This window comes from Neorhizobium sp. CSC1952 (genome assembly GCF_030378245.1).
GTDB lineage: Bacteria > Pseudomonadota > Alphaproteobacteria > Rhizobiales > Rhizobiaceae > Neorhizobium > Neorhizobium oryzae_A.
The window spans coordinates 4,256,378-4,283,013 of the sequence record NZ_CP128416.1 but is presented as its reverse complement, the minus strand read 5'-3'; the positions used below and the strand labels follow the sequence as shown (position 1 = coordinate 4,283,013).

Genomic DNA, 26,636 nt, shown 5'->3' with positions numbered 1-26,636 from the left:
AGGGGTGCGGTCTGCCCCTAATTGGCCATAAGAATGCATAATGGGTTGAGCCCGCGGGCCATAGCCGTTACGACAATGAAACTGACTTGCCGAAAACAGGTGACACTGTGATCGACCCTTATGAGATGCTTGGTGTTTCCCGCGAGGCGGATGGCGCAGCCATCAAGTCGGCCTATCGCAGGCGCGCGAAGACGGCCCATCCGGACGCCGGCGGCGACGTCGACCTGTTCGGCAAGCTGAAGACGTCCTATGAGCTGCTCTCCGATCCCGTGCGCCGCAAGGTCTATGACGATACCGGCTATGATCCGGAACTCGCCGATCCCAAGGATCTGCAAGGTCTGGTGATCCTCGAAACGCTGGTCAACGAGGTCATTCTCGACGAGCGGGAACCGGGCAGTTTCGACCCGGTTGCCGCCATACGCCGCAAGCTCACCGACAGGATCGTCAACGCCCGCTTCTGTCAAAGCTATTTAAAGATGTGACAAAGTAGGCAACTTAGAAATGCGACGTCATCCTATTCCTTATTACTGTGTTTGCAAGTTGCTATATTTACAAAGTACGAAGACGCAAGCCGCCGGCCGGGTGGAGCTGGTCAGGATTGCGTAGCCCGGTCGGCGGCGGATGGCTCTAGCTGCAAGATAAACTTTAGCTTTGACACCCCGATCACTCCGCCGCTTTCAGCTGCGCAAGGGCTTGCTGGCGTCGGGCGATGACCACGGGATCCTTGGTAAAGTCCGTCTTGCGGCCAGGCTTCGTGCCGCGCTTCTGGTAGCCATTGCTCTGGCTGCCGTCGCGAATGCCGAACATATGGTCCGTCTGGCCGGTGCGGCGCGGCCCGCCCTTACTGCGCTGCTGTTGGCGCCCCGCCTGCAGCTCAGCCACGATCGAAAGCATGTCATCCAGCCGTTTGTTATCGACCACCTCAGGGCGATGCACCGAGCGCAGCGTGTCGAAGGTTCTGTAGGGCAGGGACGTCCCCTCATGGGTGATCTCGAGGCGGCCGTCGGGATAGTCGCAGACAATGACCTTCTTGCCGGCGAGCGCCGTGGCGAGGTCGGTCGGATCGAGGATGAACATCACCTTGTCATAGCGCAGCGTCAGCGACTGCGACAGCTTGCGGATCTCCTTGCGGCACATGGCGCCATCGAGGTTCTCATGCGCGGCAAACGGCCGATGCATGTCCTTCGGATTGCGCGGCGCCTTGCCAAAACGACGATTGAAGTCGGCCATGAACTCCGGCGCATAGGCATTTGCCGCCGCGATCGTGTCGATGCCGCGCAGCCGCAGTTCCTTGACGAGGCGATCCTGCAGCGTCTGGTTGGCGCGCTCGACGCGGCCCTTGGCCTGCGGGGTATTGGCGCAGATGATGTCGATGTTGAGCTCATAAAGAGCCCGGCCGAACTGCGTCAGGCCGCTGGTTCTGTCCTTCTTGGAAGCATGGGTGGTGCGGAAGATGCCATGCTTGTCGCTGTAGAAGGCAATCGGCTTGCCCCATTGCTGCAAGTAGGCCTTCGTCGCGTGCAGATAGTCGAAGGTGTTCTCCGAGGCTGCAAAGCGTAAGTGCAAGAGCTTGCCGGTGGCATCGTCGATATAGACGAGCAGGGCACATTTGGGACCGCGGTTCTCGAACCACCAATGATGCGAGCCGTCGATCTGGACGAGTTCGCCGAAGCAATCGCGCCGGCCGCGCGGCTGGAAAACCCGCTTCTTGCGTTCGCGGCGCGACACCCAGATGCCGGCTTCCATCATCCACTGCCGCAGCGTCTCCTTGCTGACGGCAATCCGGTGGCGTTCGAGCAGCTTCTCGGCGGCCAGGGTTGGTCCGAAATCCAGGTAATGCTCACGCACCAGGTCGAGCACCAGGTTGCGGAAATCCTCGCTGTGACGCCGGTTGCTCGGACGGCCGCGCTTCTTCGAGACGAGACCATCGGCGCCGGCCAGGTCATAGGCCTGCAACAGCCGGTGGACCTGACTGCGGCTGAGACCGAGCAACGCGGCCGCCTCGACGACGCTCAGGCTGCGCCCGCGTATCCGCTGGATCAGTTCAAGACGATGCAATTCCTTCTGCGACATGGTGATCAAACAAGACATGACGACTCCGAACGCTCACGGTCTCAACCACGCTTCACGTCGCCAGTCTTCCTTCCAAACGTTGACGTTTGACCAGCATCCCGAGAGGCGACGACTGTCGCATCTCTAACTGGCTCATATGTCGCATCTCTAAAATGCCGATGGATCAATACAGCGCATGCGCATGGGTATAAAGCACCGCATCGACCCGCTGCACGTTGGCGGCGACCATCTGCTGGCGGAAATCCGGTCCGGTATCGACCACGACCACCGTGCTGCCGCCATCAGGCCCGATTTGCTCGACCATGAAAGCCGCGCGGGTCCGGTAATTTTTCGGATTGCCCGGATCGCAGGCACCCCAATCGCCGTTCGGTCGCGGCACGCCGGGCGACGACGAGCAGCCAAGAATGGTAAAGCGCCGCCGATACCGCGCCACCGCTCAAAGCCTCGGCATTCTGGAGAAGATGCGAAACGCATTCTCCGTGGTGATCCGGGCGATCTCTTCATAAGCCACGCCCTTGCATTCGGCGAGCACCTCGGCCGTATTGACCACGTACGAAGGCTCGTTGCGCTTGCCGCGCCAGCGCTTCGGCGCCAGATACGGCGCATCGGTCTCGACCAGCAGCCGATCCATGGGCACGGTTTTGGCTATGTCCCGCAGATCCTCGGATTTCGGAAAGGTCAGAATGCCGGAGAAGGAGATATAGCCGCCGAGCTCGACGCCGGTACGGGCAAGCTCGGGACCGGACGAAAAGCAGTGCAGAATGAAGGGGAAGGCCCCCTTCCCGCTTTCCGTGGTGAGGATCTCGATCATGTCCTCGTCGGCACTGCGGCTGTGGATGACGAGCGGCAATTGGGTCTCGCGCGCCGCTGCTATATGACGGACGAACCCGGTCTTCTGGTCGGCCGGCGTTTGCGTATCGTAGAAATAGTCGAGCCCGGCTTCGCCGATCGCGACGATCTTTTCATGCCGGTTGGCAAGACGCACCAAGTCTTCCGTCTGGACGTCCAGCTCGTCGCCGGCATTGTTCGGATGCGTGCCGACGGAGCAGAAAACCGACGGATATTTCTCGGTGATCGCCAGAAGGCCGTCGAGTTTGCGCACCCGGGTCGAAATGGTCACCATCTGCGTCACGCCGGCCTCGTGGGCACGCGTGATGATCGCGTCGCGCTCGTCTGCGAAATCGGCAAAATCCAGATGGCAATGGGTATCGATCAGCATGAAAAAGCCTACGAGGTCGTTTCGGGCGCCACGTAACGCGGGAAGACCGGCTGCGGTGCTTCGAGAGCCGTGCCCGGCTTCAGGCGGCCGGCTTGGCCAAGCGCCGCAAAGTCCCGGCTGTCGGCCGGCACGGCGACCAGATCGAGCAGCTTGGCAGACGATTCCGGCATGAAGGGCTGCAGCAGGATGGCGATCTGGCGCACCACTTCGGCCGTCACATAGAGCACCGTGCCCATGCGGGCCGGGTCGGTTTTCCTCAGCACCCAGGGCGCCTGGGCGGCGAAGTAGCGGTCCGTGTCGGAAACGACGCCGATGATGGCCGCGAGCGCCCGGTGGATGGCCTGCTTGCTCATTTCCTCCCGGCAGATGGCGATGAGCCCGTCTGCCGCGGTGAGCAGTTCCTCGTCCGTGTCGGTAAGTTCGCCGGGCTCCGGAATGCGGCCGTCGCAGTTCTTGACGATCATCGACAGCGAGCGGCTGGCGAGATTGCCGATACCGTTGGCGAGATCCGCATTGACACGGGCCGCGATGAGCTGCTCGTTGCAATTGCCGTCCTGCCCAAAGGAAATCTCCCGGCAGAGATAATAGCGCACGTAGTCGAGCCCGAACTTTTCCAGAAGCTCGAACGGATCGACCACGTTGCCGAGCGATTTCGACATCTTCTCGCCGGCGTTCAGCACGAAGCCGTGCGCATAGACGCGTTTCGGCAGCGGCAGCTTGGCCGACATCAGGAAGGCCGGCCAATAGACGGCGTGGAAGCGGATGATGTCCTTGCCGATGATGTGCACATCCGCCGGCCAGTATTTGGCGCGCGGGCCTTTCGGGTCCTCCAGATAGCCGGTGGCGGTGAGATAGTTGGTCAGCGCATCGACCCACACATACATGACGTGCGCGGGGTCGTTCGGTACCTTGATACCCCAGTCGAAGGTGGTGCGGGAAACGGACAGATCCCTGAGGCCGGATTTGACGAAGGAGATCACCTCGTTTCGGCGCTCGTTCGGGCCGATGAAGTCCGGATTTTCCTCGTAGTGCTTGAGCAGCTTGTCGCCGTAAGCCGAGAGCCTGAAGAAATAGCTCGACTCCTCCACCCATTCCACCGGCGTGCCCTGCGGCCCGTAGCGCACGCCGTCGCGCACCTCGGTTTCGTTCTCGGCGTAATAGGCCTCATCGCGCACCGAATACCAGCCCGCATAGGTATCCTTATAGATGTCGCCGTTATCGGCCATGAGGTTCCAGATGTCCCTGGAAGCCTCGTGATGGCGCGCTTCGGTCGTGCGGATGAAATCGTCGTTCGACGCGTTCAGCAGTCGGCCCATGCCGCGGAATTCGGCGGAGTTGCGCGCGGCGAGCTCCTCCGGCGTGACCCCTTCCGCACGCGCGGTCTGCTGCATCTTCTGGCCGTGCTCGTCGGTACCGGTCAGGAAGAAGACATCCTTGCCGTCGAGGCGCTGGAAGCGCGCCATGGCATCCGTCGCGATCAGCTCATAGGCATGGCCGATATGCGGCTTGCCGTTCGGATAGGAAATCGCGGTAGTGATGTAATAGGGCGTCTTGTCGGACATGGGGCACTCGGGCACTTGATTTGTTCATGCCGCTCTTAGCGCATGTTTCGCGGATGCGAAACACAAAGTTCCTCGATGGGGTTCCCTCGCCTAGCGTCGGGCGGCTTCAAGGATCGAGAGGATCGTCTGCTTGCGGTCGAGGTTGTAAGCCTGCGCGATGGTGATCTTCTCGCCTATGTCGCTGACGAGCTTTGCCTGCCGGTCGGCGGTCGCAAGATCGCCGCCAAGCGCTGCCGCGCGGGCCCGGGCCACGAGGTGGTCGCTCAGATGCTCCAGGAAGAACCCGAAGATCACGTCGCTCTCCTTGCCGGACAGCACGTCGGCCAGCCGGTGCATGGCCTTGCGGGCCGTCGGGCCTTCCGCGGCGATCACCTCGTCGAAGGCGGCGATGATCTCCGTACCGCCGTAATTCAGGAGCTTCAGCGCCTGCGAGACGCTGCCCTTCCCCATCGAGAGCACCATTTCCTCGGTCTTGCCGCCGTCGAGGGGCATTCCAAGTCCGGCCAGCGCCTTCGCAAGATCGCCGTCACTCAGCGGTGACAACTTCAGCGGCTGGCAGCGGGAACGGATCGTCGGCAGGAGTTTTCCAGGCGCATGGGACAGGACCAGGAAGAGCGCCCGCCGCGGCGGCTCCTCGAGGATTTTCAGGATGGCATTGGCTGCGTTGCGGTTGAGATCGTCGGCGGGATCGATGATGACGATCCGCCAGTTGCCCGTGCCGGAGGTCTGGGAGAAGAAATGCCCTGCCCTGCGCACCTCGTCCACGGTGATCGCTGTTTTTGTCTTGCCGGTCTTCTCGTCCACCGGCCGGGCCAGATGCAGGAGATTGTGCGAGGCACCGGAGGCGATCTGCCGGCTGACCGGCGAATCCGGATCCGGATCGGCGATATGATCGGGCGCTGTCGCGGGATCCGGATGGGTGAGCACATGATTGGCGAAGCGGAAGGCGAGCGTCGCTTTGCCGATCCCTTCCGGGCCTTCGATCAGGATCGCGTGGTGGCCCTTGCCGGAGCGGTAGCTGCGGGCAAGGAAATCCTCGGCGGCCCGATGGCCGTAGAGATGCGGATTGCGTGCCGGCGGCATGGCGCCGTCGAGAATGCCCGGGGTTTCCTCGCTCATCCGACGGTTTCCGTGCTGGCCGCCCGGGCGGAGGGGAGTTCGCGCACCAACGGTTCGACGATCGCGAAAATCTCCTGAGCGATCTCCTCTTCCGGGCGCTCGGCATTTACCACCCGGCAGCGCTCGGGCTCGGCCTCCGCGATCTCCAGATAGGCCTCCCGGCGCTTCTCGTGGGTCTCGATCTCTTCACGCTCGAACCGGTCCGGGGCGTTCTCGGCACTGCGCTTGCGGGCGCGCTTCAGCCCCACTTCGGCCGGCAGATCGAGGATCAGCGTGCAATCCGGCATCACGCCGTTGATCGCGATGCGCTGCAGCGCCTCGATGAAATCCGGCTCCAGGTTGCCGGTAACGCCCTGATAGACGCGCGAGGAATCGATGAAGCGGTCGCAGAGCACGATCGCGCCGCTTTCGAGCGCCGGCCGGATCACCTCTTCGACGTGATCGTTGCGCGCGGCGGCAAACAGGATGGCTTCCATGCGCACCCCGAATTCCTCCGCCGCGCCGGAGAGAAGGACGTGACGCACGGCCTCCGCCCCCGGCGAGCCGCCCGGCTCGCGGGTCATCAGCACATCATGGCCGCGCCGGCGCAACTGGTCCGCCAGCCGGCGAATCTGGGTGGATTTGCCAGCCCCCTCGCCGCCTTCGAAAGTCACGAACAATCCGGAATGTTCTGCCACGCGTGTTTCCGCATTCACTTCTTTATCGGCTTATAACGCATAAGGGTGCGCTGCGAAACAACGTCTCGATGCTAAAGCCAGAAGAACATCAGTTCCAGGAGAGCATCGGTCGCCTGGCTGGTAAGGCTGCCCTGCCCGACCGGTTGCGCCGTCACCAGCGGCACTTCCCGCACCACCCGGTCTCCTGCGGAAATTCTCAATACGCCGACATCCTGCCCTTCGGCGACCGGCGCCCTCAGTGGCCAGCGATAGACGATCCGCCCACTCAGTCGCGCGGGATTGTTGGTCGGCATATAGATATCGACGGGTTCTTTGGCGACGAGATCGACATAACGCGACGTGCCGCCGTAGACGCTCGCCTGACCGATCACCTCACCCTGGCGGAAGAGCACCTTGGTCTCGAATGAGGAAAGCCCCCATTCCAGCACCCTGCGTGCTTCCTCTAATCTCTCCTTGTCGCTCGCAAGGCCGCCCATCGCCAGGAAGAGCCGTGTGCCGTCGCGCTCCACCGAGGCGACCAGTGCGTAACCGGAACCCTCAGCAAAGCCGGCGCCCAGGCCGTCGATGCCGATATTGAGCGCCATGAGCGGGTTCTTGTTGCGCTGGAAAATCCTGTTCCATTCGAAATCCGGTTGCGCATAGAGCGGATAGAACTCCGGATATTCCCGATGGATGTGACGTGCGAGCTCCACAAGGTCGCGCGCGGTCGTGTGACTCTCGGCATCCGGCAGTCCGGTGGAATTGCCGAAGACGGAACGGGCAAGGCCGAGATCCTTGGCGCGTGCCGTCATGCGGGCGGCGAATTCCGCGTCGGAACGGGAAATGCCCTCGGCCAGCACGATGCAGGCGTCGTTGGCATTCTGGATGATGACGCCCTTGACGAGGTCCTCGACGCGAACCTGCGATTTCAGCGCCGCGAACATGGTGGTCGTGCCGGAAGGCGCCCCGCCGGTCCGCCAGGCATGTTCGCTGACGGGATAGACCGTGTCCGGGCTGATCTCGCCTTTTTTGATGGCGCTGAAGACGACCTCCATCGTCATCAGCTTGGCAAGCGATGCGGGCGGAAAGGTCTGGTTTTCATTGGAAGCGAGCAGCACCGTGCCGGTCTTCGCCTCCACCATGTAGACCTGTTTGGCCTTGGTGACGAAACCGGGCGAAGGCTCCTGCGCATTAGCGGCTCCGGAGAGCCGGGCGGCTGCAAGGATAGCCAGGCAAAGGAGGAGCAGAAGGCGTCGCATCATCACCACAGACCGTTTCATTCCCCTGCGTAGCAGTGCCGATTGCGGGCGGCAATCGGCACGAGGCTCAACGCACGGGCTTTTGAGCGGGCCTCGGAGCTTCGAGGATCATGTTGCCGAACATGACCTGCGGGGCTCGCGGCTGGGGTTCCGCGACATATCCGGTCGCGGTGTTCCGCGTCGGTGACTGGACTGCCCTCGCCTGCGGTTCGGAGGAGTAGACCGCCGCGACGGTCCTGGTCTGCTGACGGACCTCGTTGCCCATCGGGCGTTCGATCGGCATAGGGCCGATCTGCGGCAGCAGCGCGAACTGCTCGAGAGCCTGGAATGCCTGTGTCGCGGCCGGCGCCTGCGCCGGACCGCTCGGCGTGCGTCCGGCAAGCGCGACCGGCGTCGGCATGGCGGAACCGTAGCTCTGAAGCTGATCGCCGAGCGGCTGGTTCGAGGCGACCATGACGCCGGTCGCGATCTGCCCTTCCGGCCGGAACGACGGCAGGCGGTCGCCCTTGCGGATATAGGATGCCATCAGGAACGGCATGTCCCTGCCATCCATGCGTGCGCGGCCGGCATACTGCACGTTGACACGCGCCGTGCCGGTCCGCTTGATATCGAGCAGATCGGCTGTCTTGCTGGAGACGTCGATGATGCGGCCCGGATGATAGGGCCCGCGATCGTTGACGCGGACGATGACCGACGAACCGGTGTCCAGATTGGTGACGCGCGCATAGCTCGGCAGCGGAAAGGTCGGATGGGCGGCCGACAGATGGTCGCTGTCGTAGACTTCCCCATTGGCGGTGAGCCGCCCGTGGAAGGCCGAGCCGTACCAGGAGGCGAGGCCGTTCTTGTTGTAGTTCGGATCCTCCTTCGGAACGTAGGTCTTGCCCTTCACCTCGTAGGGCTGGCCGACCATGAAGCGGCCGCCGCCCTTCGGCACCGCCTGACCTTCGCGGACAACCCGCGGGCTGGCCTTAACGCCATATTCCTTTTCGGAGAAATATTCCTTGCTGCGGGGCTTCTTCTTCGGAGCCTCGGTCGTGGCGCAAGACGCCATCCCCACGCAGACCATCGTTATTCCGAGCCATTTCGCACCCAGCGAAAGCTTGCCGCCACTCAAACCCAAACTCGTCCGTCCTATGCCGCTTTCGCCGCGACGAGCAGTCGACAGTCCTCGTTACTGTCCCGCTTTTCGCAGCCATTGAACCGGTTCGGGACATACCCCTATGCCGCCGAACTCAACAGGGTTTGAGTTTTGCCGGCAAAATGGCAACAATGCGAACGAAATCGGGCGGATAGATAAACTTCTACCGATTATGGTTAACCGTCGGTTCATGCTGGCGGGTGGCAAGCGGTTTGGAGGTCCCTACCCCGCCATTATTTGGAATCGACTTCCGCGTCATCATGCCAGCGGGTCTCGAACGACAGGTTGCCGGTAAGCACAGCCCGGCCTCGTTCGTCGCGCACCGTGACGCCGATCGCCCCTTCTGCGGTGCCCGGAAGCTCTTCCGAGGCGATATCCACGAGGATCCGGCTCACTTCCCGGGTGATTTCCTCGCGAGTAGATACGTCCAGGCCCTGCTCGTCGCGAACGAGGCCGCTGCCGTTGACGAGATCGAAGAAATATCGCGCCATGCCGTTCTTCCCGCTTCATGCAACGCACCGAATTGCCGGCCCGGGATTTTGTTCCTCCTCCGGTGGTCTCCCGGTTTGATAGCTCTATATGATCTTTCCCCAAACCTTGTCGGCACCTGAACTCAACCGAGGAAGAACGTGATCGAATCCCTGCTTCTCAATCTCGGACAGCACGACGTTTTGACTGAGGGGGAGCGGGATGTACTCGCACACATCATCGGCCGGGAGCGACGGTTTCCGGCGGGCGAGGATCTGGTGGTCGAAGGGTCCAGGCCGGGCCACAGCAGCCTGCTCATCGATGGCTTCGCGGCCCGTTACAAGCTGACGGCGGAGGGGACGCGGCAGATCACGGCGATCCATGTCGCCGGCGATTTCGTCGACCTGCATGCCTTCCTTCTCAAGACCATGGATCACGGCGTCGTCGCGCTGTCCGCCTGTCATGTCGCCTTTGCCGATCACGCCGAACTCAAGCAGGTGACCGAACGCCATCCGCATCTGACCCGCATGCTCTGGCTCGATACGCTCGTCCATGGCTCGATCCACCGGGCCTGGATCGTCGCCATGGGCAGGCGTTCCAAGGCCTCCCACCTCGCCCATATCATCTGCGAACTTTACGTCCGGCTCCAGGTGGTTCATCGCGTCAGCGGCTGGAGCTTCTATCTGCCTCTTTCCCAGGGCGAGATGGCGGATGTTCTGGGGCTGTCGCTCGTGCACATGAACCGCGTCATCCAGATGCTTCGGCGGGAAGGTCTGATTTCGTGGGTCAACCAGACCGTCACGATCCTTGATTGGGAGCGATTGAAGGAGGTCGCGGAATTCGATCCGACCTATCTCAGCCTCTCGGTGGAGCCGAGATGAGGATTTTGAAGCGAAATGATCTCCTTTGGTTGACGCCGAAATGCGGCCGGCTATAAAGCCACAGCCGAGCAGGAAGAGTGTCCGAGTGGTTTAAGGAACCGGTCTTGAAAACCGGCGTGCGGGAAACCGTACCGTGGGTTCGAATCCCACCTCTTCCGCCAAACACCGATAGCCCTCTAGGCGTGATATTGCCGCCTATCGCCGCATCGCTACAGGCGGTGCTGACAACCGCCGATTCCACGTTACAGTCCTATATATCTTGAAGATTGGCAATGACTGCAACCGACCCGTTGCGGACGTTGGCGACAGTGCGACTAATACCGAAGAGCCGACTTTGACCGTGTTCATCGCGGCTCTTCCGGTATCTCTCAGGGATTAGGCGATACTGACGACGACTGTTTGACCGGATCAGAGCGACAGCCGAACCTGCAAATCGTTAAGGAGCCACCGGCCGGCCGGGCCAGGTTCATGGTCCGCCATGCGGGCGGCGTAGATGGTCAGGGCGTCTGCCGGGTCACGGGCATCTTCGGCCAGCTCGAGCCGAACCAGATCCCCGGCTGCGAGATGATCGGCAATCAGATGCTCCGGCATCCGGCACCAGCCGAAGCCGGCCAGCAGGAAATCAAGTCTGCGGCCGAGGTCGACAAAGCGCCACCGCGTGGCGCTGGCCAGGCCGTAATTGTTCGCTTCCCGATCGACGGGATCGGACAGGACCAGCTGGATATGGCGCTCCAGGTCGTCGCGGGTTGCCGGACGACCAAGCGCTGCCAATGGGTGTTCGGCGCTGACCACGGGCGTCAGCGCCACGCGCAGCAGTGGCGAAGCCACGACGTCCTCGGGCACCACCGGCAGCAGCAGGCAAAAGGCCAGTGCGACGTCGCCGCTGCGCAAACGACGCAGCGCCCCGCCCAGGCCCTCGGTCGAGAAGCTGACGGCAAGATGCGGATAGGCCTGGTGCAGCGCGCGCAGGCTTTCGATGAGGGGAGCGGTGGGCACCAGCGGATCTATGGCCAGGGCAAGCTCGGGCTCGACCCCGCCTCGCGCCCCGGTCGCGACGGCCTCGAAGCGTGCCGCGCTCGAAAGCACCAGCCGGGCCTGATCGACCAGAACCCGGCCCGTTTCAGTCAGGCGGGGGCGATGGGTGCTGCGGTCAAAGAGCTGGACGCCCTGAGCGGCTTCCAATGTCGCCACCGACTGGCTGATTGCCGATTGCGCACGGCGCAATTGCCGCCCGGCCGCCGAAAAGCTGCCGGCATCAGCAATGGTCACCAGGACGCGCAATTGGTCGAGGCTGAGGCTGCCGATCATGATCCATCACATTAGCCGATAGAGATAATCACTTTATTATCGCTCCCGCCGCTAGATGGAAAGCCTTATATCGTCTGCATCTGTCACGGCTGTTTAGCCCAAAACCTTGAGGACGCCATGCCCAATCTTCTCGTTGTCGAAACCAGCGCGCGCGGCGAGGCTTCGATTTCCCGTCAGCTGACCAAACGCCTTGTCGCCAATTGGCTCGAGGTGCATCCGGATGGCGCAATCGTGCGGCGCGACCTGGCCGTGGATGCGCTGCCGCACGTGACCATGCCGTGGTTGTCGGCCTATTTCACGCCACCGCATGCCCATACCGCGGACATGGCCGAGCAACTGCGTCTCTCGGACGCGCTGGTTGCCGAATTGCTGGCAGCGGACGAGCTTGTCATCGCCACGCCGGTCTACAACTACAATATCCCGGCCAGCCTCAAAGCCTGGATCGATCACATCGTGCGCAAGGGTATAACGCTTGGCTTCGACGGCAAGGGGCTGCTGATCGGCAAGAAAGCCACCGTAGTGCTGGCGTCCGGCGGCATCTATGGCGAGGCCTCGCCCATCGACCACCTCAATTTTGCCCCGCGATACCTCAAGGCCATTCTCAACGTCCTCGGCATCACCGACGTGAGGGTTATCCATGGCGAAGGTGCCAAGGCCGTGGATATGGGTGAAGCAACGATGGACACGTTCATAGACGCCGTCATTCCGAAGCTCGATAGCGCCGCGGCAGCCTGATTGATCGGGAGTACGCGGCGCCCCGATGGAGCCCGCTTGCTTCCACCGAGTTCAGGCATGCCGCAAGATTGCCGCTGCCCGTCGTCGCATCTTGCCTTCGGATCACTGTTCATGCCGAGAAACAGAACGTGGTCACGCTCGTCCGGTTTGGCACTCTTCCTTGCAATAGCTGACCGTCCGTGCCTTACTTTTGGAGGGCTATAGCGTAGACGGAGTTCTCCGTTTCATCGTTCGCGGTCCGCCATTTGCCGCCGATTGCCCTCTATGGCGTAATATTGCCGCCTATCGCCGCATCGAACCGGTCACTCCCGACAAACGCTCCAGCACAGAACGAGCTTCATGGTCCCGTAAGGCCGCCCAGCGCGTCTTTGGCTCCCAACCCCCTGAAGATGAGTGCTATTATCCTCGCCGCCTGAGCATCCCTCCCGGGATGGGATGGAATCTGCCACAGTACGCCGAGAAGCATCAAGACATCGTCGGCATTTGCACCGTGATCGATCGCACCCGCGGCCTCACATGCAGCGATGAGCGAGCCCACCGCCGACACCATTTGCTGATAGGCCTCGCGTTGATCATCCTCAGAAGTGGCCCCTTGCAGAAGTTTTGCCACTCCGCGTTTCATTGCGCTGGAATCGGCTAGCTGGGCACACCATAGACGGAACGCCTCAAGCGGAGGATGCCCTTGCAAAAGTGTCGATGCGAGAGCCGCAAGGGCGCTGATCTCCTTGCGATAGATGGCCAGGGCCAGAGCTTCCCGCGTCGGGAAGTGGCGATAGAGTGTGCCTTGCCCAACTCCGGCTGCCTTGCCGATAGCGCTGAGCGGGGTTTCGGGATCGGCGGTCAGGGCCTCCCGTGCCACCGCAAGTATGCGATCACGGTTTGCGCGGGCGTCTGCCCGCAATCCATCCTCTTCTACAGCCATATCGCCTCTTGACTAAACGGACAATTGTCCGTTACGTAGCAGCAAGCGGACACTTGTCCGAATATAGCGAATGTGGAGATGGACATGCAATATGCCAAGCTCGGCCGGACGGGCCTCGATATTTCGCCTATCTGTATCGGCTGCATGGGGTTCGGGGATCCGTCGCGCGGTTACCCTTCCTGGTCGCTCGACGAGGAAGCAAGCCGGCGCCTCATTCGCCACGCCCTTGAGGCGGGCATCAATTTTTTCGACACCGCCAATTTGTATTCAAATGGTTCCAGCGAGGAGATCCTCGGGCGGTCACTGAAGGACTTCGCGCACCGCGAAAACGTTGTGATCGCCACCAAACTCAGCGCACCCATGCGCGACGGACCCAATAGTATAGGGCTATCGCGCAAGGCGATCATGACCGAGGTGGATATGAGCCTCAGGCGCCTGGGTACGGACTATATCGACCTCTATCAGATCCATCGTCGTGATCGCACTACCCCCTGGGAAGAAACGCTCGAGGCCCTGAACGATGTCGTCAAGGCGGGCAAGGTCCGGTATCTCGGCGCATCGTCCATGATGGCCTGGGAATTCGGCAAAGCGCTATATTTGCAGAAATCCAACGGCTGGGCCCGCTTCGTGTCGATGCAGGACACCTACAATCTCCTCGACCGCGAGGAAGAGCGCGAGATGCATGCGCTTTGCATCGATGAAGGGGTGCAGACCATCGTCTATAGCCCTCTCAACCGTGGCCGGCTGGCCCGGCCTTGGGGAGCGATCACTGCAAGGGCGGAAACCGAAGCGGTCTATAATCTGGGTGCAGCCACTGCCGACAGCGACAAGCTGATTGTCGATGCGGTGGGGGCCATCGCGGAAGAACGGGGCGTCGGCCGGTCCATAATCGCGCTTGCCTGGTTGCGCCGCAATCCCGTTGTGGCGGCTCCGATCGTGGGGGCGCTGAAAGCAGAACATATTGACGATGCCGTGGCCTCCCTATCGATCAGCCTCACCGACGACGAGGCGGCAAGGCTGGAGGCACCCTATACGCCGCGGCTCGACCATCAGGGAGTGTCCGACCCGGCCAGGCTGCGTCGCGCAGCTGAAGCAGCCACAGGACACAGCATCAGCCGCCTCCCAGTTCGTGAACTGGGCAAGGCGACATGAACCTTGCTCGTTCTGGCCACCTGCATGTCCATCTTCGGAGGTGGTCAGCTTTCTGCATTTCACCGCCGGAAACTGACTGTCCGCTTTACGCCCCATTGTAGCCATTCGCTCGCGCCCCAATCGGGCTATAGCGTAGACGTAGTTCTCCGTTTCTTCGTCTTCGGCCCGCCATTTCTGGCGCGATCCGTAATGGCAACTAGTCTTTCAGACGCTTCTCGAAATCACGAATGGATTGTTCGATCCAAGGCTCGCGATATCCGGCGGTATAATCGATTTCGGTAGACCTTCCGCGCTTCTTCCAGAAGAACAATAGTCGTTTCAGGATCGCCATCATTCGCGCTGCGCCCTCATTTCCGTCTGAGAGAGACCCGACCCGTGTCTCGCTTGATCCACGCGCCGGGTCTCCGCCGCAAGGCGATGCGGCGATTCCGAATTGGCATCCGCTAAATGAACGTTTGCTGAATGGCCTTAAAGAGGATCGAGCCGGCGGCATGGCGGCGAGTCCGCTCTACCTCCTGTGACCGGCAGCTTGGAACTATCGCCTGAAAGGCAGGTTGCGACATGAATGACGTTCAGGAGCGCAACCCATGAAAGATACCGAAACCCCGACGGGCCTGTCGCCCTCGGCCGATCATCCCGCGCAGAAGAGAAGGAAGATGCGCGCCGGCCGAGGACTTGCCCTGTTCATCGCGGGCGTGGCCGCTGCGGCATTCGCCGTCTATCTCTTCGTTGTCGTCTACGGACTTGTCGCAGGCACTTGAGAGAAGGCGCCACCCGCCAATATGCGGGGAGGAGCCCTCCCCCCCGGCCTTTATCGATGCGGATCCTGCAGATTGCGCGCGCCGGTGATCGCTCCGCAGGGTCGCTTTGCGCCGATTCAGGTCTCGAACTCGCGCGGCCGGCCGGGACCGGCGATGAGCCCGGCTGCAGCGACTGACGGCGTCCATCAAGCTCGGCGCAAGCGAACATTCCTATCGTCCCGTCGTCCGGAATGATCCGGTAGCGATTGGAGACAATGATATGTCGAACGAAACCACTCCGATAACCCAGCCTTCCGAACAGGCGATCGCGCTGTTCCTGCAGGAAAACGACCCTGACAGGCTGACCGACATCCTGGTCGAGGCGCTTTACGAAGCCTTCCGCACGCTCGAGGACGAGATCAGGCTCGACACCGTGCATTGACGCAGCGTTAGGTTCCGTAACGTGAGCCACATGGCTGACCGATATCCGCGGCCGATGTCTGCTTTTTCCGGTCAATCGAATCGGGAATAGGGATTTGCATTGTTCTCATTTTGTTCTATCATGAGCCATGCAAATCGCCTTCGACTTCGGAGCTCCCACGGATATCGCGCTGATGCGTGCAGGACTGCGTTCGGCCTTTGCCGGCTATCGGCCCCATAACATCCGTGAGCCGATCGGCCAGCTGATCAAGTCGATGATCAGCAGCCGCACGAAGGACGAGGTTTCGCTGAAGGCCTATCGGAGGCTGGTCGAATGTTATCCGCGGTGGAGCGAGCTTGCCGGCGCTCCGGTTCCCGACATCGAGCGGGCGATCAATGACGTCACGCATGCGAAGGACAAGGCCTCTTATGTCAAGGAGACGCTCGGCCTGATCGCGAGAGACCATCCGGATTTCGATCTGTCTTTCCTGAAAGAGCTTTCCGTTCCGGAGGCCCTGGCCTGGCTGCAGGCCTTACCCGGCGTCGGTCCGAAGGTTGCCGCCTCGACGCTGAATTTTTCGACGCTCGCCATGCCGGCCTTCGTCGTCGATACCCATGTGCTGCGCGTGCTGGCCCGCTTCGGCGTGGTCGGCCCGCGTGCCGACATCGCGGCCGCTTATCACGCGGTCATGGCCGCGGTGCCGGATTGGACGGCATTCGAGCTGTCGGAATTCCATGTCCTCAGCAAGCGTCTCGGGCAACTCTCCTGCCGCTTCGACAATCCGCACTGCGGGGAATGCCCGCTCAGGCAGCATTGCCGTTTTGCCGGCTCCGCCGTCGGCGCACGGATATCCCATTCCCCTCTGCCGGCAGACCGGCCGCTTGTATTTCCGGGCCGAACGTGATTGCGGTAAGACATTTCCCCTCCCCACGGATTCGCGCCCATGCCCACTACCGCCATCCCCTTCCTCACGATCGGCTTCCTGATCCTTTCGAACGTATTCATGACATTTGCCTGGTACGGGCACCTCAAATTCGAGAACAAGCCGCTCTATCTCGTCATTCTGGTCAGCTGGGGCATCGCCTTCTTCGAATATTGCATGCAGGTGCCGGCCAATCGCATCGGCTACGGCTATTTCAATGCCGCGCAGCTGAAGACCATCCAGGAGATCATCACGCTTTCGGTCTTCGTGATCTTTTCCGTGCTTTATCTCGGTGAAACCATCCACTGGAAGCAGATCGTCGGCTTCGGCTTCATCGCGCTCGGCGCTTTCTTCATCTTCACCAAATAGCCGCTCCCGGGAACCACCGCGCCATCGGGACGTTCGGATCGTCGTGGTCTCAGGTGGTGCGATGAAGAAACATGCGGGCAATATCCGGATCGGCATTTCGGGCTGGACCTACAAGCCCTGGCGCGGCGTGTTCTATCCCGAAGGCCTGCCGCAGAAGCAGGAACTGACCTATGCGGCCCAGCACTTCCGCTCGATCGAGATCAACGGCACGTTCTACGGTCTTCAGCGTCCGAAAAGCTTTGCCGCCTGGTACGACGCGACGCCGGACGATTTCGTTTTCGCGATCAAGGCCTCGCGATACATCACCCACATGCGCCGCCTCGTCGATATCGAAACGCCGCTTGCCAATTTTCTGGCTTCCGGCATCCTCCGCCTCGGCAGGAAGCTCGGTCCCGTTCTCTGGCAGTTTCCGCCGCGGATGGCGTTCGATCGGGACCGCTTCGAGGCCTTTCTGAAACTGTTGCCGAAGGACACCGAGGAAGCTGCGGAACTGGCGCGGAAACACGATTCGCGCCTCGATGATCGCGCCTATGTCGAGACCGATGCGAAACGGCCGATGCGCCATGCGCTGGAAATCCGCCATGACAGCTTTCGCTCTCAGGAGTTCGTCGACCTGCTTCGGGAATACCGGGTGGGGCTGGTCGTGGCCGACACCGTCGAATGGCCGCTTCTCATGGATCTGACGGCCGACTTCGTCTATTGCCGGCTGCACGGTTCTGAACAACTCTATGTGAGCGGTTACGACGACAAGGCGCTCGACGATTGGGCGCATCTGATCCGGCAATGGGTCAGGGGCCGCGATCCGAGGGAAGCGCTGCGTGTCGGCCCTCCCTCCCCGCCGCGCGCCCACGGGCGGGATGTCTATGTCTATTTCGACAATGACGTGAAGGTTCGCGCCCCGCGGGACGCCGAAGCCCTCGCGAACCGCCTGGATGCCGGCCCTGCTTCGTCGGCCGCAAAGCCCGCCAGGCGCGCGTGAAACATCATCATTCGCTTTTCCGCGGGCATGCCTTCATTTCCGTCTCGGTTTGATTTAGAGACAGTCCTTCGATCCGCCGCTTGAAGGCGGCAAGACTGTTTGCGCAAGACTGTTTGCAAGGTGTGTTGATCCATGCTCGATTCCCTCAGAGACGCCGCCCGCTCCTGGGTCGCCAAGGCGCTGCTTCTGCTTCTGGTCGTTTCCTTCGGCGTCTGGGGTGTCTCCCACACGGTGTTGACGACGAACAGCAACACCGTGATGACCGTCGGGGATCAGCAGATATCGACTGAGGAATTCCGCCTCGCCTATCAGCGCCAGATCGCCAATCTGAGCCGCCAGTTCGGCACGCAGCTCACGGCGGAACAGGCCCGCGCCTTCGGCGTCGAGAACGAGGTCTTCGCCCAGCTTGCCGCCGGTGCCGCGCTCGATCAGCTTTCAGACGACATGAACCTCGGCCTCTCGGAGGACCGGCTCGCCAATCTGATCGCCGAGGATCCGGCCTTCCGGGGTGTCAACGGCCAGTTCGACCGCAACCTCTTCACCTCCAGGCTGCGCAATGCCGGCATTCGGGAGGATGACTATATCAAGGAGCGCAGCAAGGTCGCGGTCCGCAGCCAGATCGTCGAGGCGGTCTCCGACGGCTTCAAGCCGCCGCAGGTGCTTGTCGACGCATTGAAGACCTATCGCGACGAAAGCCGCACGGTCGATTATCTCCTGCTCTCCAACGCCAATATCGATCCGGTCAAGGCGCCGGCCGATGACGTGCTCGCGGCCTGGTTCGAAGGCGTGAAGACCCGCTATCGCGCGCCGGAATACCGCACCTTCGCCTATGTGAAGCTGCAGCCCGCCGACATTGCCGATGCGTCCGCGGTCACCGACGACCAGGTGCGCGCCGAGTATGAGAAGAGCAAGGACAGCTACAAGACCCACGAGACCCGCACGATCGAGCAGCTTCCCTTCCCCGACAAGGAAATGGCCGAAGCGGCCGCAACCCAGCTGAAGGACGGCACGGCGACCTTCGACCAGCTCGTCACCGATCAGGGTAAGACCGCCTCGGACGTGCTGCTCGGCGATTTCACCAGGGAAAACCTTCCCGATCCGGCTTTCGCGGATGCCGCCTTCAAGGTGGCGGCGAACGGCGGCACCACGCCGGTCGTCGACGGTGCGTTCGGTCCGGTCATCCTGCGCGTCACCAATATCCGCCCGGAGACGGTCCGTTCCTTCGACGAGGTGAAGGAGGACATCCGCCAGCGGCTTGCGGTTTCCTCCGCGTCCCAGGAGGTCCTGAGCGTTCACGACCGGTTTGAGGACATGCGCAGCGGCGGCACCACGCTTGAGGACACGGCCAAGGCCCTGAACCTCAAGGCCGTCACCGTCACGGCCGACGCTTCAGGCAACAACGAGCAGGAACAGCGGATCACCGACCTTCCCGCCTCCAACCAGCTCCTGGGCGAGGTCTTCCGCACCGAGCCCGGCGCCGATACCATTCCGGTGAACCTCGGCAATGACGGCTATGTCTGGTTCGAGGTCCGCAACATCGTGCCCGAACGCGACCGTCCGCTGGCCGACGTACGCGACAAGGCCGTTGCCGATTGGACCGCCGACCAGCAGCGCCAGGCGCTGGCCGCCAAGGCGAACGAGCTCAAGGGCCGCCTGGACAAGGGCGAGACGCTGGCGGCGATCGGCGGCGAGCTCGGCCTTGCCGTCGAGAACAAGCAGGGCCTGCGTCGCGGCGCCGAGGACGCGATCTTCGGCAACGAGGCGATCACCGCGGCCTTCGCCGGTCCGGTCGACACCACCGCCACTGCGCTCGGTGCGGATGGCGAAAGCCGCCTGCTGATGAAGGTGACCGCCGTCGATCAGGCGACGACCGATGCCCTGTCCGGCGACGAGCAGTTGCAGCGCATGGCCGATGCTACCGGCGACGACATGCTCGACCAGATGGTCAACAGCCTGAAGGACAGCTACGGCGTCTCCATCAACCAGGCAGTCGTCAATCAGGTCATGCTCCAGTGACGGGTAAGGATGAGCCGCGTATGCCTGAGCTGAAACCTCTTATCGCCAAGGTCGCCAACGGCGAGAGCCTGAGCCGCGAGGAGGCGCGCGACGCCTTCGATATCCTGATGTCCGGCGAGGCGACGCCGTCGCAGATCGGCGGCTTCCTGATGGCCTTGCGCGTGCGCGGCGAGACGGTGGCGGAAATCGCCGGCGCCGTCACCACCATGCGCGCCAAGATGCTGCCCGTCGAGGCTCCCGCCGACGCGATCGATATCGTCGGCACCGGCGGGGACGGGCTCGGCACCTATAACATCTCCACCCTCGCCTCGCTGATCGTCGCCGGCTGCCGCGTCCCGGTCGCCAAGCACGGCAACCGCGCGCTGAGTTCGAAATCCGGCACCGCGGACACGCTGTCGGTGCTGGGCGTCAACCTGGAGATCGGCCCCGACCTGATCTCCCGCTGCATCAGGGAAGCCGGCATCGGCTTCATGTTCGCGTCCATGCATCATGCCGCGATGCGCCATGTCGGCCCGAGCCGCGTTGAGCTCGGTACGCGCACGATCTTCAATCTCCTTGGGCCCCTATCCAACCCGGCCGGCGCCAGGCGCCAGCTTCTCGGCGTCTTCGCCCCGAAATGGCTGGAGCCGATCGCCGAAGTGCTGCGCGATCTCGGCTCGGAGACCGTCTGGGTCGTGCATGGCGACGGCATGGACGAGATCACCACGACCGGCGTCACGCAGGTCACCGCATTGGAAAACGGCAAGATCCGTTCCTTCGAGCTGACGCCGATGGATTTTGGCGTGCAGCCTGCGACGCTCGCCGAACTCAAGGGTGGCGATGGCGTAGCGAATGCTGCCGCCTTGCGCGCCGTGCTCGGTGGTGCGAAGAATGCCTATCGCGACATCTCGCTCTGCAATGCGGCCGCCTCGCTCGTGGTCGCCGGCAAGGCTGAGACGATTGCCGACGGCATGCGGCTCGCCACCCGCTCGCTCGAAAGCGGCGAAGCGGCGGCCGCGCTCGATCGCCTGGTCGCCGTCTCGAACGACAAGGATTGAGGTCATGACGGATATCCTCAAGAAGATAGAAGCCTATAAGCGCGAGGAGATCGCCGCCGCCAAGGCAAGCCTGCCGCTTGCCGAGTTGAAGGCGCGTGCCGCCGATCAGTCCGCGCCGCGGGGTTTTCACCGCGCATTGAAAGCCAAACAGGACGCCGGCACTTTCGGCCTTATCGCCGAGATCAAGAAGGCCAGCCCGTCCAAGGGCCTGATCCGCCCCGATTTTGATCCGCCGGCGCTCGCTGCTGCCTATGAAGCGGGCGGCGCCGCCTGTCTTTCGGTGCTCACCGACAAGCCGAGCTTCCAGGGCGCACCGGAATTTCTGACGGCCGCCCGCAACGCCTGCTCGCTGCCGGCGCTGCGCAAGGATTTCATGTTCGAGACTTATCAGGTCTACGAGGCCCGTGCCTGGGGTGCGGATTGCATCCTTCTCATCATGGCATCGCTTTCGGACGGTGAGGCGCGCGAACTCTACGACGTTGCGGCCGAACTCGGCATGGACGCGCTGATCGAGGTGCATGACGAAGAGGAAATGGAGCGGGCGTTAAAGCTTCCCTCGCCGCTGATCGGCATCAACAACCGCAATCTGCGCACCTTCGAGCTCAGCCTGGAGACCAGCGAGAAGCTGGCGCCCATGGTGCCGGCCGACCGTTTGCTCGTCGGCGAAAGCGGCATCTTCACCCATGAGGATTGCCGGCGTTTGAAACAAGTCGGCATCAACACGTTCCTCGTCGGCGAAAGCCTGATGCGCAAGGACGACGTGGCTGCGGCGACCCGCCTGCTTCTGACCGGCGAGGCCGCCACCCTGGCGGCGGAATGATGTCGGGCCTCACCCATATCGGCGCCTCCGGCGAGGCGCATATGGTCGATGTCGGCGACAAGGCCGAGACAAGCCGCGCGGCGACGGCCGAGGGCTATGTCCGCATGCTGCCGCAAACGCTGGCGCTCATCCGCGAAGGCAATGCCAAGAAAGGCGACGTCATCGGCACGGCGCGGCTCGCCGGCATCATGGCCGCCAAGAAGACGTCGGATCTCATCCCGCTCTGCCATCCGCTGATGCTGACGAAGGTTTCGGTCGAGATTGCCGAGGATGAGACGCTTCCCGGCCTGCGCGTTATCGCGACGGCAAGACTCACCGGCAAGACCGGCGTTGAGATGGAGGCGCTGACCGCCGTTTCCGTCGCATGCCTGACGATCTACGACATGGCCAAGGCCGCCGACAAGGGTATGGAAATCGGCGGCATCCGTCTCCTCGAAAAGACCGGCGGCAAATCCGGCACCTATCGCGCGGAAGACCGATTGGAGGGCTGAGCCATGGCATTGCTGCCCGTCGCAGAAGCAAAAACCCGCCTGCTCGACAAGGCGGACCCGATCGAAGCGGCAGAGGCCGTGCCGCTCGGCGAGGCGAATGGCCGGGTGCTGGCAGCCGATGTCGAAGCGCGCCTCACCCAGCCGCCGTTCGACGCTTCCGCCATGGACGGTTATGCGCTGAATGCCGCCGATGCGCCGGCTGTCGGCTCGGAGCTGACAGTCATCGGCAGCGCTGCCGCGGGCCATGCTTTCGAAGGCGCGCTCGGCAGGGGCGAAACCGTGCGCATCTTCACCGGCGCGCCGCTGCCGCAGGGAGCCGATTCCATCCTCATCCAGGAGGATGCCGAACGGCTCGAGGGCGATCGCATCCGTACGAAGTTCGAAGTGGTCAAGGGCCGGCATGTGCGCCCGCGCGGCCAGGATTTCGCCGAGGGCGAGGCGGTGTTGTCCGCAGGCACGGTGCTGGATTTCTCGCACCTGACGGTCGCGGCCGCGATGAACCGTCCGGAGCTTTCCGTCCATCGCCGTCCGCGCGTCGCCATCCTTGCGACCGGCGATGAGCTGATCCAGCCCGGCGGCACGCCCGGCGCGGCGCAGATCATCGCCTCCAATACGTTCGGCATTGCGGCCCTGGTGCGCGACAATGGCGGCGAGGTTCTCGACCTCGGCATCGTCAGGGACCGCCAGGCGGATATCGCGGCCGCGATCGAAAAGGCCCGCGCCGCCGAGGCCGATGTTCTCGTGACGCTTGGCGGCGCTTCGATCGGCGACCACGACCTCGTCCAGGCGACGTTGAAGGGGGCTGGCATGGAACTCGATTTCTGGCGGATCGCCATGCGGCCGGGAAAGCCGCTGATGGTCGGCCGGCTCGGCGGCATGCAGGTTCTCGGCCTGCCCGGCAATCCGGTCGCAAGCCTCGTCACCGGCATGCTCTTCCTCGAACCGCTGGTGAGAAAGCTCGCCCGCCTGCCGGAGAAACACCGCGAGGTGCAGGGCGTCACCGCCAAGGCGCTCACCGCCAACGATCAGCGCCAGGACTATCTCCGCGCCCGGCTCTCGAAGGATCGCGACGGCAATCTGATGGCTGAGGCCTTTCAGAAGCAGGATTCGTCGATGATGAAGATCTTCGCTCATTCCGACGGCCTCATCATCCGCCCGCCGCACGCGCCGGAACTGCCGGCCGGCTCCCCCTGCCCCATATTGCTGCTTCGGCCCTGAAGGTGCGCCTATCCGGATATTCGATGGCCACCTATCGATTCGATAGGCTAGGAGCGCGCGACCGCAGCCGCTAAACCTTCGATCTCGTCTCGCCGGAACGTTCACGCCCATCAAATCCGTCTCGTCGGCTGCGCTCCAAGCTCATATCCGAAATTCATATCTGTAAACTGTCAGGAGGTTTTACATGTCCAACCCGAAAATCGGCATCATCGTCGGCACCACCCGCCCCACCCGCTTCGCCGACAAACCGGTCGAATGGCTGACGGCGCTCACGGGGGAGCGCAGCGACCTCGATTTCGAGGTGGTCGATCTGCGCGACTATCCGATGCCGTTCTTCGAGGAGCCGGTCTCGCCGGCCAGGACCCCTTCCTCTCATCCGGTTGCCCAGAAATGGGCGGCGAAGATCGCCTCGCTGGACGGCTATATCTTCATCACCGCGGAATATAACCACAGCATTTCCGGCGCGTTGAAGAACGCGCTCGATTACGTCTATCCGGAATTCGTCCGCAAGCCGGCGACCTTTGTGGCCTATGGCGGTGTCGGCGGCGCCCGTGCGGTCGAACAGCTCCGCCTGATCTGCATCGAACTGCAGATGGCGGCGCTCCGCGCGGCGGTGCATATCTCGCGCGATCAGTTCGCGGCCGTCTTGCAGGGTGAAAAGACGCTTTCGGATTTCGAGGTGCTGAAGCAGCAGGCGACCCTCATGCTGGACGATCTCGCCTGGTGGACGAAGACGCTGAAGGCCGGCCGCTCGTAAGCCAAGAAAGTGCGGGCTCTCAGGCGGCGATTCTCTCTCTGCCGCGGGCAGCCCTACAGGTCCGAGGCTCCGGAAAGGCCGGTGGTCTGGGTATAGCGCGCCCGCGGCCGGATCAGGTGACCGCCTTCGATCTGTTCCATGGCGTGGGCGAGCCACCCGGTGGTGCGCGATAGCGCGAAAATGACGAGCGGCGCCTCTTCGGGAAGCGTGAACGTGGCGGCAAGCGTCGCCAGCGCGAAATCGATATTGGCCGGTTCGCCGAGCAGCTCCTCTCCGGCTTCCGCGAGCGAGCCGTAGATCGCCGGCGCGTCGAAACTCGCCATGAGGGCTCGCGCGCGCGGATCGCCCTGGGGATAGAGCCGGTGACCGAAGGCCCTGACCGCTCCCTCCGAGGAAAGGGTTGCGCGGATAGCCTCGCGCACCCCGAGCGATGCCGCCTGTTCGGTGAGCCGCGTCACGCTCAGCCACGCGCCGCCATGCCTGGGGCCCGTCAACGCGGCCAGTCCCGAAAGCGTCGCTGCGGAAAGGGCGGCACCCGACGAAGCGGTCACGCGGGCCGCAAAGGCGGAAACGTTCAGCTCGTGCTCGGCTGCCAACACCAGCGCCTTGCGGATCGGCTCAGCCGCCTCCGGCCGCTGCCAGCCCGATGCCAGCCGCTGGTGCAGCGGCAGGGGATCGCCGCGCCAAGGCGCAAGTCCTGCTGCGACGGTCGACAGCACGCGGGCGGCCTCGGCCTTGAGAACGGCAGCGCTTCGGCCGAGCGCCGGCAGGTCGGTCGTCACGCGCGCGGCAAGCCCCATCAAGGCTGCCGCCATGCGCGATACACCACCCTTCCCTTCGACCACGCCGACACGGACCTCTCCGGTGTCCCAGAGAAGCGCGGCGATCTCCTCCAGCGTCGCATGTCCGGTAAGCTCGACCGCATCGCGGCCGCGATAGAACAGTTTCCCATCCGAGATCGTCGAGATGGATGTGGGCAGCACGGGATCGCCCCAGCGGATCGCTTCGGCCGCCACCGCCGCCGATTGCCGCCGCCCGGCGTGGCGCTCCGCCAGCCGTTTCACGTCGTCGGCCTGATAGAGGCTTCGCCTTGGGTCGGCCGGATCGGGCTTCGCACGAATGCGCCCGCGGCTGACATTGGCATAGAGCGTCTGCGATTTGGTCCCAAGAAGGGCGAGCGCCTGTTCGGCGGTGATCCAGAGCGTGTTCATATTGATCGATTGCATCAAGATTGACGTCAATAAGACTAGGGCCGATCATCTCTCCCGTAAAGGAGAAACCCTCATGAATAACGGACTTGAAGACGTCGTCGCCGCCGAAACCCGGCTGTCGGACGTGGATGGAGAAGCCGGCCGCCTGATCATTCGCGGCATATCCCTGGACCGGCTCGTCGGGCGCGCGACCTATGAGGATACGGCCGCCCTGCTGCTCGACGGCCTGCTGGACCGGCCCGTCACGGTGAGCGACCTGAAGGCGCGTCTCGGCCGCATGCGCGCCGAGGTTTTCGCCCATATACAGGCGATGGACGAAGCGCTGTCGAAACTGCCGCCAGTCGATGCCATGCGGGCTCTGAGCGCGAGGCTGCCCGATGGCGAGGATTTCGAGACGGCGCTCCGGCTGCTCGCGGCACCTGCCGTCTTCCTGCCGGCCGTGCTGAGGCTGCAGAAGGGCGAGGCGCCGGTAGCCCCCACACCCGCCCTCTCCCAGTCCGCCGACATTCTCGCCATGCTGAATGCAGGCCTTCCCTCCAGGGAGCAGGTGGCGGCGCTGGATGCCTATCTGGTGACGATTTCCGACCACGGGCTCAACGCCTCGACCTTCGCTTCGCGCGTCGTCGCCTCCACCAGGGCCGGCCTCACCTCTTCCGTGCTCGCGGCGATCGGCGCGCTCAAGGGACCGCTGCACGGCGGTGCGCCGGGACCGGTGCTCGACATGCTGGAGGCCGTCGGTACGGAAGCCGACGCAAAAGCCTGGCTTGCCCGGGCGCTGGATCGCGGCGAGCGGCTGATGGGCTTCGGCCATCGGGTCTATCGCGTGCGCGATCCGCGCGCCGATGCGCTGAAAGGCGCCCTGAAGCCGCTGACCGCAACCGGCCAAGTCGACCGGGACCGCATCCGGCTTGCGGAAGCCGTCGAGCAGGCGGCACTTGCCATCCTGAAGGAACGCAAGCCGGACCGCCCCCTCGACGTCAATGTCGAGTTCTACACGGCCCTGCTGCTCGATGCGCTGAAATTCCCGCGCGAGGCTTTCACCGGCGTCTTCGCGATCGGCCGCACGGTCGGCTGGATCGCGCATGCCCGCGAACAGTCGCTCGAGGGACGGCTGATCCGTCCGCGCTCGGTCTATGTGGGACCGATGCACCAGGCGGCGTAGA

Annotated in this window: 25 protein-coding genes, 1 tRNA gene and 3 pseudogenes; 17 read left to right on the top strand and 12 right to left on the bottom strand. The window is 63.0% G+C overall.

Annotated features, from left to right (window positions below; all coding sequences use genetic code 11):
• Window positions 1–107: 107 nt before the first annotated feature.
• Window positions 108–446: pseudogene (locus tag QTA58_RS20725) on the top strand (DnaJ domain-containing protein); the annotation flags it as partial.
• 217 nt (window positions 447–663) lie between these two features.
• On the opposite strand, the gene QTA58_RS20720 reads toward QTA58_RS20725, so the two are convergent.
• The 9 genes and pseudogenes from QTA58_RS20720 to QTA58_RS20680 all read right to left on the bottom strand — a co-directional run bounded on the left by QTA58_RS20720 (window position 664) and on the right by QTA58_RS20680 (window position 9,517).
• Window positions 664–2,091 (bottom strand): ISNCY family transposase, encoded by a 1,428-nt coding sequence (locus QTA58_RS20720; protein ID WP_289670583.1) that lies wholly within the window; start codon window positions 2,089–2,091, stop codon window positions 664–666.
• A 148-nt stretch (window positions 2,092–2,239) separates the two neighbouring features.
• Window positions 2,240–2,506 (bottom strand): annotated as a pseudogene (locus QTA58_RS20715) (MBL fold metallo-hydrolase); the annotation flags it as partial.
• A 3-nt stretch (window positions 2,507–2,509) separates the two neighbouring features.
• On the bottom strand, window positions 2,510–3,292 hold the full coding sequence (locus QTA58_RS20710) for a TatD family hydrolase (RefSeq protein WP_289670582.1): 783 nt from the start codon (window positions 3,290–3,292) through the stop codon (window positions 2,510–2,512).
• 8 nt (window positions 3,293–3,300) lie between these two features.
• Complete coding sequence (metG, locus tag QTA58_RS20705; RefSeq protein WP_289670581.1) at window positions 3,301–4,854, bottom strand: methionine--tRNA ligase; 1,554 nt, start codon at window positions 4,852–4,854, stop codon at window positions 3,301–3,303.
• A 90-nt stretch (window positions 4,855–4,944) separates the two neighbouring features.
• Complete coding sequence (locus QTA58_RS20700) at window positions 4,945–5,973, bottom strand: DNA polymerase III subunit delta' (RefSeq protein ID WP_289670580.1); 1,029 nt, start codon at window positions 5,971–5,973, stop codon at window positions 4,945–4,947.
• Window positions 5,970–6,650 (bottom strand): dTMP kinase, encoded by a 681-nt coding sequence (gene tmk / locus QTA58_RS20695; protein WP_085424433.1) that lies wholly within the window; start codon window positions 6,648–6,650, stop codon window positions 5,970–5,972. The genes QTA58_RS20700 and tmk overlap by 4 nt, the downstream gene beginning before the upstream one ends.
• A 71-nt stretch (window positions 6,651–6,721) precedes the next feature.
• On the bottom strand, window positions 6,722–7,888 hold the full coding sequence (locus QTA58_RS20690; protein ID WP_289673246.1) for a D-alanyl-D-alanine carboxypeptidase family protein: 1,167 nt from the start codon (window positions 7,886–7,888) through the stop codon (window positions 6,722–6,724).
• 67 nt (window positions 7,889–7,955) lie between these two features.
• Window positions 7,956–8,954 carry a septal ring lytic transglycosylase RlpA family protein gene (locus QTA58_RS20685; protein ID WP_289673244.1) on the bottom strand — a complete coding sequence of 333 codons (999 nt, stop codon included), beginning with the start codon at window positions 8,952–8,954 and terminating at the stop codon, window positions 7,956–7,958.
• A gap of 305 nt (window positions 8,955–9,259) precedes the next feature.
• Window positions 9,260–9,517 (bottom strand): hypothetical protein, encoded by a 258-nt coding sequence (locus QTA58_RS20680; RefSeq protein ID WP_289670579.1) that lies wholly within the window; start codon window positions 9,515–9,517, stop codon window positions 9,260–9,262.
• 138 nt (window positions 9,518–9,655) lie between these two features.
• Here QTA58_RS20680 and QTA58_RS20675 point away from each other — a divergent pair, with 138 nt between their 5' ends.
• The gene (locus QTA58_RS20675; protein WP_289670578.1) at window positions 9,656–10,375 is read left to right on the top strand and encodes a Crp/Fnr family transcriptional regulator; all 720 of its coding nucleotides are present in this window, start codon (window positions 9,656–9,658) and stop codon (window positions 10,373–10,375) included.
• Window positions 10,376–10,446: 71 nt separating this feature from the next.
• A tRNA-Ser gene (locus QTA58_RS20670) sits at window positions 10,447–10,536 on the top strand.
• Between the two features lie 247 nt (window positions 10,537–10,783).
• On the opposite strand, the gene QTA58_RS20665 is transcribed toward QTA58_RS20670, so the two are convergent.
• Window positions 10,784–11,683, bottom strand: a complete 900-nt coding sequence (locus tag QTA58_RS20665; RefSeq protein WP_289670577.1) for a LysR family transcriptional regulator — start codon at window positions 11,681–11,683, stop codon at window positions 10,784–10,786.
• Between the two features lie 117 nt (window positions 11,684–11,800).
• Here QTA58_RS20665 and QTA58_RS20660 point away from each other — a divergent pair, with 117 nt between their 5' ends.
• On the top strand, window positions 11,801–12,418 hold the full coding sequence (locus tag QTA58_RS20660) for an NAD(P)H-dependent oxidoreductase (protein ID WP_289670576.1): 618 nt from the start codon (window positions 11,801–11,803) through the stop codon (window positions 12,416–12,418).
• A gap of 337 nt (window positions 12,419–12,755) precedes the next feature.
• On the opposite strand, the gene QTA58_RS20655 is transcribed toward QTA58_RS20660, so the two are convergent.
• Window positions 12,756–13,340: a TetR/AcrR family transcriptional regulator gene (locus QTA58_RS20655; RefSeq protein WP_289670575.1), complete on the bottom strand. Its 585-nt coding sequence runs from the start codon at window positions 13,338–13,340 to the stop codon at window positions 12,756–12,758.
• 84 nt (window positions 13,341–13,424) lie between these two features.
• On the opposite strand from QTA58_RS20655, the pseudogene QTA58_RS20650 reads away from it, so the two are divergent.
• The 12 genes and pseudogenes from QTA58_RS20650 to QTA58_RS20595 form a co-directional block, all read left to right on the top strand.
• A pseudogene (locus tag QTA58_RS20650) lies at window positions 13,425–14,378 on the top strand (aldo/keto reductase); the annotation flags it as partial.
• Between the two features lie 701 nt (window positions 14,379–15,079).
• Window positions 15,080–15,253 carry a hypothetical protein gene (locus QTA58_RS20645; RefSeq protein ID WP_159457701.1) on the top strand — a complete coding sequence of 58 codons (174 nt, stop codon included), beginning with the start codon at window positions 15,080–15,082 and terminating at the stop codon, window positions 15,251–15,253.
• 259 nt (window positions 15,254–15,512) lie between these two features.
• Entirely contained in the window at window positions 15,513–15,674 is a 162-nt protein-coding gene (locus tag QTA58_RS20640; protein WP_200814154.1) for a hypothetical protein, read from the top strand.
• A 172-nt stretch (window positions 15,675–15,846) separates the two neighbouring features.
• Complete coding sequence (locus QTA58_RS20635) at window positions 15,847–16,557, top strand: endonuclease (RefSeq protein ID WP_289670573.1); 711 nt, start codon at window positions 15,847–15,849, stop codon at window positions 16,555–16,557.
• 39 nt (window positions 16,558–16,596) lie between these two features.
• Window positions 16,597–16,944 carry a DMT family protein gene (locus tag QTA58_RS20630; RefSeq protein WP_085424442.1) on the top strand — a complete coding sequence of 116 codons (348 nt, stop codon included), beginning with the start codon at window positions 16,597–16,599 and terminating at the stop codon, window positions 16,942–16,944.
• A gap of 61 nt (window positions 16,945–17,005) precedes the next feature.
• Window positions 17,006–17,923, top strand: a complete 918-nt coding sequence (locus QTA58_RS20625; RefSeq protein ID WP_289670572.1) for a DUF72 domain-containing protein — start codon at window positions 17,006–17,008, stop codon at window positions 17,921–17,923.
• A 132-nt stretch (window positions 17,924–18,055) separates the two neighbouring features.
• On the top strand, window positions 18,056–19,939 hold the full coding sequence (locus tag QTA58_RS20620; protein WP_289670571.1) for a peptidylprolyl isomerase: 1,884 nt from the start codon (window positions 18,056–18,058) through the stop codon (window positions 19,937–19,939).
• Window positions 19,940–19,959: 20 nt separating this feature from the next.
• Window positions 19,960–20,976, top strand: coding sequence for an anthranilate phosphoribosyltransferase (gene trpD, locus QTA58_RS20615; RefSeq protein ID WP_289670570.1), 1,017 nt, complete (start codon window positions 19,960–19,962; stop codon window positions 20,974–20,976).
• 4 nt (window positions 20,977–20,980) lie between these two features.
• Window positions 20,981–21,796, top strand: a complete 816-nt coding sequence (gene trpC / locus QTA58_RS20610; protein ID WP_289670569.1) for an indole-3-glycerol phosphate synthase TrpC — start codon at window positions 20,981–20,983, stop codon at window positions 21,794–21,796.
• Window positions 21,796–22,287 carry a cyclic pyranopterin monophosphate synthase MoaC gene (gene moaC / locus QTA58_RS20605; RefSeq protein ID WP_289673242.1) on the top strand — a complete coding sequence of 164 codons (492 nt, stop codon included), beginning with the start codon at window positions 21,796–21,798 and terminating at the stop codon, window positions 22,285–22,287. The genes trpC and moaC overlap by 1 nt, the downstream gene beginning before the upstream one ends.
• Before the next feature lie 3 nt (window positions 22,288–22,290).
• A complete protein-coding gene (glp, locus tag QTA58_RS20600; protein ID WP_289670568.1) occupies window positions 22,291–23,505 on the top strand; it encodes a gephyrin-like molybdotransferase Glp in 1,215 nt (404 codons plus the stop codon).
• 184 nt (window positions 23,506–23,689) lie between these two features.
• On the top strand, window positions 23,690–24,262 hold the full coding sequence (locus tag QTA58_RS20595; protein ID WP_289670567.1) for an NAD(P)H-dependent oxidoreductase: 573 nt from the start codon (window positions 23,690–23,692) through the stop codon (window positions 24,260–24,262).
• Between the two features lie 53 nt (window positions 24,263–24,315).
• Here QTA58_RS20595 and QTA58_RS20590 read toward each other — a convergent pair whose 3' ends face one another.
• Window positions 24,316–25,488, bottom strand: coding sequence for a citrate synthase (locus QTA58_RS20590; protein ID WP_289670566.1), 1,173 nt, complete (start codon window positions 25,486–25,488; stop codon window positions 24,316–24,318).
• Window positions 25,489–25,546: 58 nt separating this feature from the next.
• On the opposite strand from QTA58_RS20590, the gene QTA58_RS20585 reads away from it, so the two are divergent.
• Window positions 25,547–26,635: a citrate synthase/methylcitrate synthase gene (locus QTA58_RS20585; RefSeq protein ID WP_289670565.1), complete on the top strand. Its 1,089-nt coding sequence runs from the start codon at window positions 25,547–25,549 to the stop codon at window positions 26,633–26,635.
• Window position 26,636: the final 1 nt, after the last annotated feature.

What these genes read in the sequence shown, in the direction of transcription:
- QTA58_RS20625 (WP_289670572.1), top strand. Translation starts at nt 17,006, where the DNA reads ATGAAGAAACATGCGGGCAATATCCGGATCGGCATTTCGGGCTGGACC.
- QTA58_RS20590 (WP_289670566.1), bottom strand. Translation starts at nt 25,488, where the DNA reads ATGCAATCGATCAATATGAACACGCTCTGGATCACCGCCGAACAGGCG.
- trpC (WP_289670569.1), top strand. Translation starts at nt 20,981, where the DNA reads ATGACGGATATCCTCAAGAAGATAGAAGCCTATAAGCGCGAGGAGATC.
- QTA58_RS20640 (WP_200814154.1), top strand. Translation starts at nt 15,513, where the DNA reads ATGTCGAACGAAACCACTCCGATAACCCAGCCTTCCGAACAGGCGATC.
- QTA58_RS20660 (WP_289670576.1), top strand. Translation starts at nt 11,801, where the DNA reads ATGCCCAATCTTCTCGTTGTCGAAACCAGCGCGCGCGGCGAGGCTTCG.
- moaC (WP_289673242.1), top strand. Translation starts at nt 21,796, where the DNA reads ATGTCGGGCCTCACCCATATCGGCGCCTCCGGCGAGGCGCATATGGTC.
- QTA58_RS20620 (WP_289670571.1), top strand. Translation starts at nt 18,056, where the DNA reads ATGCTCGATTCCCTCAGAGACGCCGCCCGCTCCTGGGTCGCCAAGGCG.
- QTA58_RS20630 (WP_085424442.1), top strand. Translation starts at nt 16,597, where the DNA reads ATGCCCACTACCGCCATCCCCTTCCTCACGATCGGCTTCCTGATCCTT.
- glp (WP_289670568.1), top strand. Translation starts at nt 22,291, where the DNA reads ATGGCATTGCTGCCCGTCGCAGAAGCAAAAACCCGCCTGCTCGACAAG.
- QTA58_RS20585 (WP_289670565.1), top strand. Translation starts at nt 25,547, where the DNA reads ATGAATAACGGACTTGAAGACGTCGTCGCCGCCGAAACCCGGCTGTCG.
- QTA58_RS20710 (WP_289670582.1), bottom strand. Translation starts at nt 3,292, where the DNA reads ATGCTGATCGATACCCATTGCCATCTGGATTTTGCCGATTTCGCAGAC.
- trpD (WP_289670570.1), top strand. Translation starts at nt 19,960, where the DNA reads ATGCCTGAGCTGAAACCTCTTATCGCCAAGGTCGCCAACGGCGAGAGC.
- QTA58_RS20595 (WP_289670567.1), top strand. Translation starts at nt 23,690, where the DNA reads ATGTCCAACCCGAAAATCGGCATCATCGTCGGCACCACCCGCCCCACC.
- QTA58_RS20690 (WP_289673246.1), bottom strand. Translation starts at nt 7,888, where the DNA reads ATGCGACGCCTTCTGCTCCTCCTTTGCCTGGCTATCCTTGCAGCCGCC.
- metG (WP_289670581.1), bottom strand. Translation starts at nt 4,854, where the DNA reads ATGTCCGACAAGACGCCCTATTACATCACTACCGCGATTTCCTATCCG.
- QTA58_RS20665 (WP_289670577.1), bottom strand. Translation starts at nt 11,683, where the DNA reads ATGATCGGCAGCCTCAGCCTCGACCAATTGCGCGTCCTGGTGACCATT.
- QTA58_RS20720 (WP_289670583.1), bottom strand. Translation starts at nt 2,091, where the DNA reads ATGTCTTGTTTGATCACCATGTCGCAGAAGGAATTGCATCGTCTTGAA.
- QTA58_RS20680 (WP_289670579.1), bottom strand. Translation starts at nt 9,517, where the DNA reads ATGGCGCGATATTTCTTCGATCTCGTCAACGGCAGCGGCCTCGTTCGC.
- QTA58_RS20700 (WP_289670580.1), bottom strand. Translation starts at nt 5,973, where the DNA reads ATGAGCGAGGAAACCCCGGGCATTCTCGACGGCGCCATGCCGCCGGCA.
- QTA58_RS20645 (WP_159457701.1), top strand. Translation starts at nt 15,080, where the DNA reads ATGAAAGATACCGAAACCCCGACGGGCCTGTCGCCCTCGGCCGATCAT.
- QTA58_RS20685 (WP_289673244.1), bottom strand. Translation starts at nt 8,954, where the DNA reads ATGGTCTGCGTGGGGATGGCGTCTTGCGCCACGACCGAGGCTCCGAAG.
- QTA58_RS20655 (WP_289670575.1), bottom strand. Translation starts at nt 13,340, where the DNA reads ATGGCTGTAGAAGAGGATGGATTGCGGGCAGACGCCCGCGCAAACCGT.
- QTA58_RS20635 (WP_289670573.1), top strand. Translation starts at nt 15,847, where the DNA reads ATGCGTGCAGGACTGCGTTCGGCCTTTGCCGGCTATCGGCCCCATAAC.